General features: G+C 66.5%; 12 protein-coding genes. 5 read left to right on the top strand and 7 right to left on the bottom strand.

Going from position 1 to position 13,441, the window contains the following annotated elements:
• Nucleotides 1-165 precede the first annotated feature (165 nt).
• Nucleotides 166-3,015, top strand: coding sequence for an EAL domain-containing protein (locus LDJ84_RS29610; RefSeq protein WP_024766095.1), 2,850 nt, complete (start codon nt 166-168; stop codon nt 3,013-3,015).
• On the opposite strand, the gene LDJ84_RS29605 is transcribed toward LDJ84_RS29610, so the two are convergent.
• The 7 genes from LDJ84_RS29605 to LDJ84_RS29575 all read right to left on the bottom strand — a co-directional run bounded on the left by LDJ84_RS29605 (nt 3,009) and on the right by LDJ84_RS29575 (nt 11,067).
• Complete coding sequence (locus LDJ84_RS29605; RefSeq protein WP_052239096.1) at nt 3,009-3,530, bottom strand: nitrous oxide reductase accessory protein NosL; 522 nt, start codon at nt 3,528-3,530, stop codon at nt 3,009-3,011. The two genes, LDJ84_RS29610 and LDJ84_RS29605, sit on opposite strands and share 7 nt — an antisense overlap.
• 16 nt (nt 3,531-3,546) lie before the next feature.
• Nucleotides 3,547-4,371, bottom strand: a complete 825-nt coding sequence (locus LDJ84_RS29600; protein WP_024766096.1) for an ABC transporter permease — start codon at nt 4,369-4,371, stop codon at nt 3,547-3,549.
• Nucleotides 4,368-5,276 (bottom strand): ABC transporter ATP-binding protein, encoded by a 909-nt coding sequence (locus LDJ84_RS29595; protein ID WP_226045672.1) that lies wholly within the window; start codon nt 5,274-5,276, stop codon nt 4,368-4,370. Before LDJ84_RS29595 ends, LDJ84_RS29600 begins: the two co-directional genes overlap by 4 nt.
• Nucleotides 5,273-6,538 carry a nitrous oxide reductase family maturation protein NosD gene (locus tag LDJ84_RS29590; protein WP_226045671.1) on the bottom strand — a complete coding sequence of 422 codons (1,266 nt, stop codon included), beginning with the start codon at nt 6,536-6,538 and terminating at the stop codon, nt 5,273-5,275. The genes LDJ84_RS29595 and LDJ84_RS29590 overlap by 4 nt, the downstream gene beginning before the upstream one ends.
• A 59-nt stretch (nt 6,539-6,597) precedes the next feature.
• Nucleotides 6,598-8,505: a TAT-dependent nitrous-oxide reductase gene (gene nosZ, locus LDJ84_RS29585; protein ID WP_226045670.1), complete on the bottom strand. Its 1,908-nt coding sequence runs from the start codon at nt 8,503-8,505 to the stop codon at nt 6,598-6,600.
• Nucleotides 8,506-8,532: 27 nt separating this feature from the next.
• The gene (gene nosR / locus LDJ84_RS29580) at nt 8,533-10,680 is read right to left on the bottom strand and encodes a transcriptional regulator NosR (protein WP_226045669.1); all 2,148 of its coding nucleotides are present in this window, start codon (nt 10,678-10,680) and stop codon (nt 8,533-8,535) included.
• A gap of 75 nt (nt 10,681-10,755) precedes the next feature.
• On the bottom strand, nt 10,756-11,067 hold the full coding sequence (locus LDJ84_RS29575) for a c-type cytochrome (RefSeq protein WP_024766101.1): 312 nt from the start codon (nt 11,065-11,067) through the stop codon (nt 10,756-10,758).
• Nucleotides 11,068-11,267: 200 nt separating this feature from the next.
• On the opposite strand from LDJ84_RS29575, the gene LDJ84_RS29570 reads away from it, so the two are divergent.
• From LDJ84_RS29570 to LDJ84_RS29555, 4 genes are all read left to right on the top strand, one after another.
• Nucleotides 11,268-12,065, top strand: a complete 798-nt coding sequence (locus LDJ84_RS29570) for a CbbQ/NirQ/NorQ/GpvN family protein (RefSeq protein ID WP_024766102.1) — start codon at nt 11,268-11,270, stop codon at nt 12,063-12,065.
• Nucleotides 12,049-12,642 carry a cytochrome c oxidase subunit 3 gene (locus LDJ84_RS29565; RefSeq protein ID WP_065083741.1) on the top strand — a complete coding sequence of 198 codons (594 nt, stop codon included), beginning with the start codon at nt 12,049-12,051 and terminating at the stop codon, nt 12,640-12,642. The genes LDJ84_RS29570 and LDJ84_RS29565 overlap by 17 nt, the downstream gene beginning before the upstream one ends.
• Entirely contained in the window at nt 12,639-12,887 is a 249-nt protein-coding gene (locus LDJ84_RS29560; protein ID WP_226045668.1) for a cytochrome C oxidase subunit IV family protein, read from the top strand. The genes LDJ84_RS29565 and LDJ84_RS29560 overlap by 4 nt, the downstream gene beginning before the upstream one ends.
• 113 nt (nt 12,888-13,000) lie before the next feature.
• A complete protein-coding gene (locus LDJ84_RS29555) occupies nt 13,001-13,441 on the top strand; it encodes a c-type cytochrome (RefSeq protein WP_024766105.1) in 441 nt (146 codons plus the stop codon).

Below are 13,441 nucleotides of genomic sequence, written 5' to 3'. Positions count from 1 at the left end.
TCTACCGACGGGCGGTTTTCCCCGGCAAACCGGGCCGCCGTCCGGCGTCTTCCCGACGAAAGTTGGGAGGGCTTGCAGCCAATTGCCATCATCCTGCTTGGGTGGGGCTAGCTCCTCGGGTATGCTCCGCCGACGCCTAGGCCAGAACCTACAAGAAAAACGCCTATGACCGCTTATGTAGAGCCTTCGGCGATCCCGGTGAGCCATGCCGAGATCCGCCAGCAGTACGCTCACGAAATTGCCGTCGAACGCACGCGCCTGCTCTACCAGGGCTCGCGGGTGCCGACCCTGCTCATGCTGCTCAATGGCCTGGCCTGCGCCGGGCTGTTGTGGGACTACGTGCAGCCGGGGCTGCTGGCCGGCTGGCTGGTCTGGCTGGTGCTGCTGGCCGTGCTGCGGCTGATCCAGGTCTCCGCCTTCAATGCCGCTTCCGCCGAGCGCCAGGCCAGCCCGCACTGGCAGCGCACCTTCCTGTTCGGCGCCGGGGCTTCGGGCCTGACCCTGGCCTTTGCCGCGATCGCCCTGGTCCCGCCGGATGCCTTCCTCCAGCAATCCCTGGTGTTCGGCCTGATCGCCGCGGCCATCCTGTCCGCCAGTGTCGCCTACGCGGTCAGCCTGCCGGCCTTTCTCACCTTCGCCTTGCCCTGCCTGTTTCCGTCCATTGCCTATTTATTGATCAGCGATAACCCGTTGCAGCAGGGCTGGGGCGTGCTCGGGGTGATCCTGCTGGCCGCGCTGCTGGTGGTGGCCTGGCAGATTCATCGGGTCGTCCACGTCGGCCTGCTGCGGCGTTTCCAGGCCCAGGCGCTGGTGGCGCACCTGGAGCGCGCCAACGCACAGACCGAGGCGCTGAACCAGGACCTGGAGCGTGAAGTCGAGCAGCGCCGCCGCGCCGAGCGCGAACTGTGCCGCGCCCGCGACGCGCTGCAGGAGCGAGTGGAGGCAGGCAGCGCCAAGCTCAGCCACACCGAGGCGCGCCTGGCCCTGGCGCTGGAGGCCAGCGAGCTGGGCCTGTGGGACTGGAACCTGCTGACCGACGAAGTGCACCACTCGCACCTGGAGGAGATCTTCGGCATCACCCAGGAATCGGTGAAGAGCGTGCGCAACGACCTGCGCCCGCGCCTGCACCCCGACGACGTACCGCTGCTGCGCCGCGCACTGGTCGAGCACCTCAAGGGCCGCACCGACGGCTACCGCATCGAATACCGCGTGCGCCACGCCGCCGGCCACTGGGTCTGGGTGGAAGACCGTGGCCGGGTGATGGAGCGCGATGGTCGCGGGCAGGTCACGCGGATGGTCGGCACCCGCGCCGACATCTCCCCGCGCAAGCTGCGCGAGGAGGAACAGCGCCTGGCCGCCACGGTGTTCGAGGCCGCCAGCGAAGGCATCATCATCCTCGACCCCGATTACCGCCTGATCGCCATCAACGAGGCCTTCACCTCACTCACCGGCTACCGCCGCGAGGAGTTGCTGGGGCACAACGTCGCGCGGCTGATGGGCTCGGCGGAGAGCCTGCGGCGCTACCAGTCGATCCGCACCGAGCTGGAGCGCCAGGGCACCTGGCAGGGCGAGCTGATCGAGACGCGCAAGAACGGCGAGTTGTACCCCCAGTGGCTGCAGCTCAACGTGGTGCGTGACAGCCGGGGAGCGGTGGCCCATGTGGTCGGCTTCTTCGCCGACCTCACCGCCCGCCGCGATGCCGAGGAGCGCCTGCGCTACCTGTCGCACTACGACGAACTCACCGGGCTGGCCAACCGCACGCTGTTCAAGGAGCGCCTGCACGAGGCCAGCCAGCGGGCGCGCCAGGAAGGCCGCACGGCGGCGCTGCTGCTGATCGACCTGGACCGCTTCAAGCTGCTCAACGACAGCCTCGGCCACGAGGTCGCCGACCAGTTGCTGCGGCAGATGTCGCGGCGCATGACCCAGACGGTGCCCGAGGCCGACACCATCGCCCGCTTGTCCGGCGACGAGTTCGCCGTGCTGATCGACTCCTACGCCAGCCTTGCCGCGCTGGCGCGGCTGTCCAGCCGGCTGCTGGCGAAGCTGCGCACGCCGATGACCGTGGGCGGCCACGAACTGGTGGTCAGTGCCTCGGTCGGCATCAGCCTGCTGCCGGACAACGCCTGGGAAATCTCCGCGCTGATGAGCCAGGCGAACATGGCCATGCAGCATGCCAAGCACCTGGGCGGGAATACCTTCCAGTTCTTCACCGACAACCTGCAGGCCTGCACCCTGGAGCGCCTGCAGCTGGAGACGCGGTTGCGCAAGGCCATCGACGAGGGGCAGCTGGACGTGCACTACCAGCCCAAGCTGAACCTCGCCAACGAGCGCCTGGACAGCGCCGAGGCACTGGTGCGCTGGCGCCATCCGGAGATGGGCATGGTGCCGCCGGGCGATTTCATCGGCTTGGCCGAGGAGACCGGGCTGATCGGCGCCATCGGCGAGTTCGTCCTGCGCCGCGCCTGCCAGCAGGCCCGCGCGTGGCAGCGCCAGGGGCGCGAGCTGCGGGTGTCGGTCAACCTGTCGGTGCACCAGTTGCGCACCGGCAATCTGGTCGACCTGGTGCGGACCGTGCTGGAGGAAACCGGCCTGCCGTCGTACCTGCTGGAGCTGGAATTGACCGAAAGCCAACTGCTGGACAACGTCGAGAGCGTCACCGCGACCTTCCGCCAGCTGCGCGAGATGGGCGTGAAGCTGGCCATCGACGACTTCGGCACCGGCTATTCCTCGCTCAGCTACCTGAAGCGCTTCCCGGTGGACTATGTGAAGATCGACCAGACCTTCATCCGCGACCTGTCGGAGCGCGGCGAGGACGCGGCCATCACCCGCGCGATCATCGCCATGGCGCACAGCCTGGAACTGAAAGTGGTGGCGGAGGGCGTCGAGCACGCCGAACAGCTGCGCTTCCTGCGCGCCCACGGCTGCGACGAAATCCAGGGTTACCTGATCAGCCAGCCCGTGCCGGCCGATGCCTGCCTGGCGTTGCTGGAGAGAAGCGACCGGCTGGTTCAGTGATGCTGGTGGTCGCCGGACACGTCCTGTAGCACGCTCTGGTCGATTTCGCTGAAGCGCAGTACTCGCCCGCCTTCGGCGGTGGCCATGCGGTCGGCGTCCGCGCGGTCGGCGAATGATGCCAGCGTGGCGCCCATGGCGCCGGGGCGCTTCACCCCGACCACGTAGAACGCGCTGGTGGCGTCGATCAGGTGGCGGTCATCGGGGTGGTTCCAGTCGCTGCGGGCCATGTCGTGCACGTACAGGCGCGCGCCGCTGTGCTGGTTTTCCGGCTGCAGCCACCAGCCCAGCAGCTCGGCGGTGGAGCAGAACTTGCGCACTGCGCCGGGGGCCACGGCTTCGCCTTTCGGCCCGGCGAAGTCGCCGATGTTCATGCCGCACACGTGGCATTCCTCGCCGTTCTGGAAAGGCACCGGAGCGAGATTGGCGTTTTGCCGGGCGGCATCGTCGCAGCCGCCGAGCAGCAGGGCGAGGATGCCGGCGGTGAAACCCAGGCGAAGGGAGCGGGACAGCAGCATGGTGAAACTCCTCAAGTCAGATCGGGCGCCGGCGGAACAGCGCGTAGGCCAGCGCCAGCGCGGCCAGGGTCCAGGCGCACAGCGCCAGCCAGAGTGCCGCGACGGGAACGGCCAGATCCCGGCCGAGGGTCAGCACGCCGCCCAGTTCGGCACCGAAATCGGGCAGGTTGATCAGCCGGTAAAGGTCGGTCGGGTTGAGCAGCAGTAGCCAGGGCAGCAGGTTGGCGCTGAGCTGGCCCTTGCCGATCACCAGCAGGGCGAGCAGCGCGAGGTCGAACAGCAGCACGAAGAAGAACCACACGCCCAGCGCCAGCCCGGCGGCGGTGGACTTCTCGCTGACCCGGCTGCTCAGCGCATAGGCCATGGCCAGGAAAGTCCAGCCGAGCAGGCAGGACGAGAGGATGAAGCGGGCGAAGGAGCCCAGCAGTTGCCCCAGCGGGATGCCCGGCACCAGTACGGCAATGGCCAACGCGGCGGCGGAGAAGCCCAGCAACGTGGCGAGACCGAGAATCAGGCCATGGCCGAGGAACTTGCCGACCAGAAGCTGCCCGCGGCCCAGCGGGTAGGTCAGCAGTAGCAACAGGGTGCCGCCTTCCTCCTCGCCGACGATGGCGTCGTAGGCCAGCAGCAGGGCGATCAGCGGCATCAGGAAGGTCGCCAGGCTGGTCAGGCTGGCCAGCGTTGCCGGTAGCGAAGTGAAGCCCACCTGTCCGCTGGCGGCCGCACCCAGCCAGGCGATACCGACTGCGAGCAGCGCGAACAGCAGGCTGATGGCGAGCAGCCAGCGATTGCGCAGGCCGTCGGCGAGCTCCTTGCGGGCGATGTTCCAGATCATGGTCATGTCGGGACTCCCGCGTGCGCGCTTTGCATGTGGTGCCGATAGAGGTCTTCCAGCGACGGCGGCAACACCTCGAGCTCCTGTGCTTGCTCGGCGAGCAGCACGCTGAGCACTTCGTGCTGGTGCGCTTCGCCGACCCGCACCTCCACGCGCCGGCCATCCAGGGCGGTAACGCCATGACCTGCCTCGCGCCAGTGTTGCGGCCAGTCGCCGTCGAGCCTGCCGGCGTAGCGGATGCGCACTGGCAGCCTGGCATCGCGGCGCAGGTCAGCGAGGCTGCCGGCGGTGAGCAGCCGGCCCTTGGCAAGGATCGCGGCGCGGTCGATGTGCGACTCCACTCCGGGCAGCACATGGGAACAGAGGATGATCCCGGTGCCCTGTGCGCGCAGGCGGTCCAGCCACTGGTAAAGCTCGATGGTGGCCAGCGGGTCGAGGCCGACGGTGGGTTCGTCGAGCAGCAGCAGTTGCGGCTGGCCGAGCAGCGCCTGGGCCAGGCCAAGGCGCTGGCGCATGCCCTTGGAGTAGGTTTTCACCCGGCGCTGCGCGGCGTGGCCGAGGCCGACCTGCTCGAGCAGTTCGTCCACCTCGGCGGGCCGTGCGCCCTTGAGCCGGGCGAAGTGCTGCAGCGTCTCGCGGCCGCTGAGCTGAGGGTAGAAGGTCACGTTCTCCGGCAGGAAGCCGATGCGCCGACGCACCGCCGGGTCTCCCGGCGATTGGCCGAGGACGCGCACGCTGCCTCGTGTCGGACGCAGCAGGCCGAGGATCAGCTTGATCGTGGTGGTCTTGCCGGCGCCGTTATGCCCCAGCAGGCCGAGGACTTCGCCGGCGCCCAGTTGCAGGTCGAGGCCATGCAGCGCGGTGAAGCCGCCGTAGTCCAGGGTTGCGTCTTGGATCTCGACGGGGTTCATGGTTGCGCCTCCAGATCAGGGGCGCGCATCAGCGGGAAGCTGTCGCGCACGCCGGGTGGGCGGGTGACGGGAAACGCGCGCTGGACCCAGCGCAGCAGTTCGATCGCGGGGCTGGTCATCAGCAACTGCACTTGTGGGTACATCCACAGCAGTTGATCGACCTTGTCGTTGGGTTCGTAGGCAACATCGCCGACGCCGTCGGCATTGCGGTCCCAGCCCAGGTAGTCGCTCCAGTAGTTGCCGCGCCCGTCGGCGGACCATTCCTGGGTGCGGCTGGCGACGTACTTGACCTGCTGGCGGTTGCCGATGAAGGCATTGCCGCTGATGCGGTTGTCCTCGGAGCCGGCGGTCAGGTGGATGCCCAGGGCGCTGCTTTCGAAGCGGTTGTTCTCGATGCGGTTGAACAGCGAGTTGTAGATGAACAGGGCCTTGCCCTCGGCCCCGGCGATCATTGCGTCGCCGCCGCCATCGCCGCTGCGCACGGCTTCGACACGATTGCCGGTGAGGGTGGAATAGGTGATGTAGTTCATCAGGATGCCGTAGTTCTGGTCATCCACCGAACGGTTGCCGATCACGGTGAGCTTGCGGCTCTGCATCAGCGCGTAGCCGGTGCGGGTGTGCCGGGTGGTGTTGCCGATGACGCGGCTGTTATGGGTGAACATGTAGTGCACGCCGTAGCGCAGGTCTTCGAAGAGGTTGCCTTCGATGGTGCTGTCGTTGGAGGTGTCGATGTACACGCCGTCGCGGGTCTGGCGGACCTGGTTGCCGCGCACCAGGGCATTCTTCACCGCGTAGAGGTGGACGCCGTTGCCGCGGTCCTGGGAGCGCACGCTGGGGTCGCCCTGGATGCGGTTGTCGAGCACCTGGACGTCGGCCGTTGCATCCAGCCAGATGCCGAAGCCGGCGCCTTGCAGGTCATTGCTACGCACCACGGTGCCGCGCGCGGCCTTGTCGACGAAGATCGCCGCGTCCAGGGCCGTCAGGTCACGCCCCCAGTTGCGCAGGGTGCAGTTCTCGATGGTCACGCCGGGCACGCGCACATGCAGCGTGCTGCCGGCACCCTGGCCGTCGATCACGGCGCCGGGCGCACAGCGCAGATGCAGTGGCTGGTCGATGGTGAAGTTGCCGGTGTAGGTGCCGGCCGGCAGGGTGCGGATGTCGCCATCGCCCTGCAGCGGCAACTGGTCGATGGCTTGTGGTTGCGCCTGGGCGCTTGTCGCGAGCAACAGCGACAGGGCAAGGCCAGGCCTGATGAGTCCCATGCAACACCTTCTCGTCGATGCCCCGCCGGCGGCTGCCGGCGGGGCCAGGGGCGCGGATATCAGGCCTTTTCCACCAGCATGCGGCCGACCATTTCCATGTGCAGCGCATGGCAGAACCAGCTGCAGTAGTACCAGTGCAGGCCGGGCTTGTCGGCGGTGAAGGTGATGGAGGAGGTCTGTTGCGGGCTGACCTCCATGCTGACGCCGTGGTTGACCACGACGAAGCCGTGGGAGACGTCCTCGATCTCGTCCAGGTTGGTGATGGTGACGGTCACTTCGTCGCCCTGCTTCACGGTGAACTCGGTGAGGCCATAGGCGGGAGCGGACGAGGTCATGTACACGCGAACCTTCTTGCCGTCGCGAATGACCTTGTTGTCCTGCATCAGGTCGATGCCGTCGCGCTTGGCGATCGCCACGGTCTCGGCGAAGAAGGGATCGTCGCGCGTCCAGATCTTGCGGGTCTTGATCTGGTCGCGGCGGGCCAGGATGCAGTCATGCGGCTCGGCGAACGTGGGGCCGTCGTGCACCAGTTTCATCTCGTCGCCGGAGATGTCGATCAGCTGGTCGTTCTCCGGGTGCAGCGGGCCGGTGGGCAGGAAGCGGTCCTTGGAGAACTTGCTGAGCACGACGATCCACTTGCCGTCGGCTTCCTTGGTCTCGGTCAGTGTCGCGTGGTTGTGGCCAGGCTGGTAATGCACGTCGAGCTTCTGGCGGATGTAGTCGACCTTCTCGCCCTGGTAGGCGCGAATCGCGTCATCGATGTTCCACTTCACCAGCTGGCTGTCGATGAACAGCGTGGTGTAGGCGTTGCCGCGCCCGTCGAAGGTGGTGTGCAGCGGGCCCAGGCCCAGTTCCGGCTCGCCGACGATGACGTCGCGCGGGTCCTTGAGCTTGCCGGCGAACAGGTCGGGCAGCTTGTCGATGGCGATGATGCTGCAGGTGGGCGAGAGCTTGCCGTTGGCGATGAAGTACTTGCCGTCCGGCGAGGTGTTGAGGCCGTGGGGGTTCTTCGGCAGCGGAATGTAGCGGGTGACTGCGCTGTCCTTGCCATCCTTCTTGCGGCCATCGACCACCGGTACCTTGCTGTCGCCCAGGGTGATGAAGCGCTTGGCCTTGATCTCCTTCTCGATGGCGGGGACGTCGAACACGACCACCCAGTCGCGCTCGTTGCGCATCATGCCGGCAAGATCGGTGGCTTTTTCCGAGTTGTAGCAGGTGGAGGCGGCGAAGCGGCCGGTGTAGTCCATGTCGCTGTTGTCGAGGTTGCCGTCGACAATGACCTGCCACGCCACTTCCATGGTTTCGGCATCCAGCGCGTTGTACATGGTGAAGGCGTTGTCGCCGGTGATGTCGAAGGTCGAGCCGTCATTGGGGTGCGGGATGATGAACTCGGCGTTGCAGAACACGTATTGGGTGTGCGGCACCTTCTGCAGGCGCAGGCCGTGGATGGCCTGGACGTTGGGAATGGTGGTGATCCTGTCGCACTTCATGATGTCCAGGCGGATGCGTGCGACGCGGCTGTTGGCCTTGTCGTTGATGAACAGGTACTTGCCGTCGTACTTGCCGTCGGTCATCGAGATGTGCGGATGGTGGCAGTCGCCGTTGTGGAACCGTGCGCTGTCGCCGAGGACGCGCTTGCTCTCGTTGGTCAGCCCCCAGCCAGTGGCCGAGTCGACGTTGAACACCGGGATGCGCATCAGCTCGCGCATCGAGGGAATGCCCAGTACCCGCACCTCGCCCTGGTGGCCGCCGCTCCAGAAGCCGTAGTACTCATCCAGCTCGCCGGGGGCGACATTGATCTTGTCCTGCGCCGACTTCACCGCGTCCGCCCAGGCCTCGCGCGATGTGAAAGCACCCATCGAGCCCGCCGTTACCAGCGCTGCGGCACCGGTTACCGCGGAGGCGCCGAGGAATCCCCGCCGGCTGAGCCCGGCAATCTCGTCCTGTTGCTGCTTCTTGTCAGTCATGTCCTGCTCCTTCCTTAAGGCAAATGGTCAAATCTGTTGCACCGCGATCAGCTGGTCGTCGTCACTGGTGGCCGTGCGCTTGCCGCGCTTCTTGCGCTTGTTCACCAGCGGTGGGCACTTGTGCTCGTTGTGGTAGGTCATCTGGCAGTCGAGGCAGTAGTGGCACTCGTTGGCGTTGATCCTTCCATCGGGGTGGATGGCCTGGATCTCGCACTCCTTGGCGCAGAGCTGGCACGGCTGGCCGCATTCCTTGCGCCGCTTGAGCCAGTCGAACAGGCGGGCCTTGCCGGGGATCGCCAACGCCGCGCCGAGCGGGCAGACGTAGCGGCAATAGACCTTGCGGGTGAACAGGTTGATGACCAGCAACACCACCACGTAGGCGACGAACCACCATTGGCGATCGAAGTGCAGGGTGATGGCGGTCTTGAACGGCTCGACCTCGGCGAAGCGCTCGGCGGTGGACAGTGACTCCAGGGAGAGGCCGAACAGCACCAGCAGGACGATGTACTTGATCGCCCAGAGCCGCTCATGGACGGCAAAGGGCAGCTCGAACTGCGGCACCTTGAGCTTGCGTGCGGCCTCGTTGAGCAGTTCCTGCAGGGCGCCGAACGGGCACAGCCAGCCGCAGAACACGCCACGTCCCCAGAGCAGGATGCTGGCGGCGGTGAAAGTCCAGAGGATGAACAGCACCGGGTCGATGAGGAACAGTTCCCAGCGGAAGCCTTCGAACAGCGAGTGGACGAAGGTCAGCACGTTCACCACCGAGAGCTGGCCCAGGCAGTACCAGCCGATGTAGGTCAGGGTGAACAGCAGATAGCCGCGGCGCAGCCAGTGCAGCAGCTGCGGCCGACGGGCCAGGTTGTCCTGCAGGAAGAGGATCCCCGCCAGTAGCCCCAGGGCGCCGAGCAGCACGCCGATCTGGAAGCTTTTCTGGTACCAGACGCGCAGCCACATTGGCCGCTTGGCATCCTCCAGGGCCTCCAGTTCCGCCGCGCTGGGCTGCGGCCGGTCGAGGTAGCCCTCCGGCGTCTGGTAGCCGAGGTCGAAGGTGGTGAACAGGCTGTCCACCGGGCCGGTCTGGCGCCGCACCAGCAGTTCCAGGTCGAAGGGTGCGCCGGGGTCGAAGCGTTGTGCGGCGCGGACGATGAAGATCGCCATCTCGGCGAAATGCGGCATGCCCTCTGCGTAGGTATCCGACAGGCGCTGGTAATCGAGGTCGCGGAAACTGAGGATGCCGCCGAACTGGCGAATCTGCACCCGGTCGAAAATGCCGCCGCGCACATAACCCGAGCCCTTGAAGGAGTACTCGCCGCTGCCCAGTACCACGACGGCATATTCATTGGGCTTCAAGGACTCCATCAGCTCGCGGTATTGCTTGTCGCCGAGCAGGTTGCGGCCGACGTTGGGCGGGTTGAGCAGGGCGGTGTAGAGATCGATGAAGGTGTCTTCGCGCTGTTGCGCATCGCGGGCCTGGTTGACCTTTTCGGCGGCGGTGCCCTTGAAGGCGTCGTCGATCTGCCCGCGGGTCAGTTTCAGCTGGCGGATCGCGCCATTGCCCAGCAGCTCGCGCCAGCTCGCCGGCTGATAAACGTCGGTGCGGACGATAGCGGGCTTGGGTCGCACCTGGCCGTCGTCCTTGATCAGCTTGAGCGACACCGCCACGGTACGGGCAGCACGCATGATGATCTCGTTGACCACCATGACCGTCACGGTGGCGCCGGCGACAGCATCCACGGTCACCGTCTGCGGATCGCCGGAGCGCCCCACGGCCACGCGCTGGTCGGCGCGCAGGCCGCTGTAGCCGGCGGTGAAGGCGTGGAGTTTTTCTTCAGGAATGCCGATCAGCAGGATCGGCTCGTGGTGTTCGAGGACGTAGATGTCGCGGATCACTGCCTGCGGATCGAGGATCACCTGGACGTTGATCGGCTTGCCGGAATACGCGGGAATGCGGGTGACACGAATGCTCTGGAAGGCGTAGCCCAAGAGTTTGTCGCCGTGGGACAGACGCCGCACGCCGTACTCGCCCTCGGGCTCGCCAATGTGGTCGGCCTGGGGGAACACCTGCTGGATGCGCGTTCGCTCCAGATCGCTGAGGTCGGCGCTGTGCGCCGCCAGGCCAAGCATCAGTAACAGGCAGCCGAGCAGCGCCCTGTACAGATCGCGAACGCCCGCCATGGGGCCTCCTTCCTCCATCGCCCGGTCGGGCGGAACTGCGTCAGAAGGCGGTGGGCGCCGATCTCACGCAACGGGTCACTTGAGGGTGACGATCCACTCGGCCAGGGTCTTGGCTTCTTCCGGGCTCACGGCGTTGGCGGGCATCGGGATCGGGCCCCAGTTGCCTTTGCTGCCGGTCTTGATGCTGTTGGTGATGTAGGCAACGCCGTCGGCCTGTGGGCCGTACTTGGCGGCAACGTCATGGAAAGCGGGGCCGACGAGCTTCTTGTCGACCGAATGGCAGGCCACGCAAGCCTTCGCCTTGAACAGCTCCTCGCCGGTGCTGGCCATTGCGGTTGTCTGGACCAGCAGGCCGCCGAACAGCAGGGCTACCAGGGCTTTGTTCATGAACGCTTCTCCTCACAGGCTGGCGCTTCGAGGCGCCGATCGTTTTCGCCGGCTTCCCGCCCGGCGTCTGTGGCGATTCTAGGAGCGGCCCCTGCGGCTTCCGCTTGATGCCAATCAAGAAGTTCCCGCGCCGTGCTTGAGGCATTGCGCCGCGCTGGCTAGCGTGCGAGCCGACAACTGCCAACCGAGAGTCGCCCGCCATGAACGCCCCCGCGCAGAACGATCCGCCGCTCTTCTATCAGCCGACCGGCAACGAGGTGGCGCTGTTCACGCAGGCGTCCGCGCAGGGCGTGCCGGTACTGATCAAGGGCCCGACCGGCTGCGGCAAGACCCGCTTCGTCCAGCACATGGCGCAGCGCCTGAACCTGCCGCTGTACACCGTGGCCTGCCATGACGACCTGTCGGCAGCGGACCTGGTCGGCCGCCACCTGATCGGCAGCGACGGCACCTGGTGGCAGGACGGCCCGCTGACCCGCGCGGTGCGCGAAGGCGGCATCTGCTACCTCGACGAAGTGGTCGAGGCGCGGCAGGACACCGTGGTCGTGCTGCACCCGCTGGCGGACGATCGCCGCGAACTGTTCATCGAGCGCACCGGTGAATCCCTGGTGGCGCCCCCCGGCTTCATGTTGGTGGTGTCCTACAACCCCGGCTACCAGAACCTGCTCAAGGGCATGAAACCCAGCACCCGCCAGCGCTTCGTCGCCCTGCGCTTCGACTATCCGGCGCCGGAAGCGGAGGCTGCGATCATCGTCCGCGAGGCCGGGGTCGCGCCGGAACTGGCGCAACGCCTGACGCAGCTGGGCGTGGCCCTGCGCCGGCTGGGCCGGCAGGAGCTGGAGGAAGTCTGCTCGACACGCTTGCTGGTGCTTACCGCGCGGCTGTTCAACGCCGGCGTGGCACCCCGCGATGCCTGCCGCGCCGGGCTCGCCGAGCCGTTGTCGGACGACGAGGCCACGGTCGCCGCGCTGATGGACCTGGTCGATGTCCACTTCGCCTGACGCGACACTCGATGCCCGGCACCTGCCGGGCGACCTGGCGATGTGGTTGTTCATCCTCGCCGAACTGACCGTCTTCGCCATCCTCATCATTGTCTTCGCCGTGGCCCAGTACCTGGACGTCGAAGGCTTCCGTGCCGGCCGCGCGCAACTGGACCTGTCCACCGCCCTGGCGCTGACCCTGACACTGCTTACCGCCGGGTTCTGCGCAGCGCTGGCGGTGGAGCAGGTGCGCCACGGCCGGCAGCGGCGTGCGGCTGCACTGCTGGGGGTTGCCGTGTTGCTGGGGCTGGTCCACGTAGTGCTCAAGTCCGGCGAATACCATCACCTCGCCGCGCAGGGGCTGGACCTGGAATACAGCACCTTCTTCACCCTGTTCTGGCTGATCACCGGCTTCCACTTTCTGCATGTGCTGCTGGGGCTGGTGATCCTCGGCTGGATGACGTTGCGCTGCCTGCGCGGCGCCTACCGCGGCGATGCCCTGGGTGGGCTGGAGTCCGGCGCGCTCTATTGGCACATGGTCGACCTGGTCTGGGTGGTGCTGTTCCCGCTGGTCTACGTGCTGGCGCCTGGCTCGTGAACACGCTGCTGCTTGCCTGGCTGCTGATGCTGCCGATGTCCGCTGCCGCCGTCTGGCTCGGTCACCACGCGCCCGATGCCCTGGTGCCGGTGGCGGTGATCCTGCTGCTGGGCCTGGGCAAGGCATGGCTCATCGTGCTGCGCTTCATGGAACTCGGCCATGGCCCGCGGCTGTGGCAATCGCTGCTCCTTGGCTGGCCGCTGGTGGTTACCGGGGCGATCCTCGTCCTACATGCAACTCACTGATTTCATGTAGGAAAAATACCCGACTAGAAGCATTGGTCTTTCTTGATTGCCATCAAGCGAGGCGGCCAGGGACGGTTTCTACAATGGCCCCGACCGTGACCTAGGAGGGCCCCATGTCAGAGACATTTACCAAAGGGATGGCGAGGAACATCTACCTGGGAGGAGGCGTTTTCTTCTTCCTGGTGTTCCTCGCGCTGACCTATCACACCGAAACCACCTTCCCCAAGCGCACCAACGAGAGTGAGCTCACCGAGTCGGTGGTGCGCGGCAAGCTGGTGTGGGAACAGAACAACTGCGTGGGGTGCCACTCCATCCTCGGTGAAGGCGCCTACTTTGCGCCGGAGCTGGGCAACGTCGCGATCCGCCGCGGTGGCGACGCCGCCTTCGGCTCCTTCCTCGCGGCCTGGATGAAGATGCAGCCGCTGGGCGTCCCCGGCCGCCGGCAGATGCCGCAGTTCCACCTGAGCGACCAGGAGGTCACCGATCTCGCGGCGTTCCTGCTGTGGACCTCGAAGATCGACACCAACAAATGGCCGCCGAACAAGGAGGGTTGA

The sequence above is a fragment of the Pseudomonas sp. HS-18 genome, from assembly GCF_020401845.1.
Classification (GTDB): domain Bacteria; phylum Pseudomonadota; class Gammaproteobacteria; order Pseudomonadales; family Pseudomonadaceae; genus Pseudomonas; species Pseudomonas nitroreducens.
The sequence above is the reverse complement of the archived record's forward strand: the minus strand, read 5'-3'. Positions and strand labels throughout refer to the sequence as shown.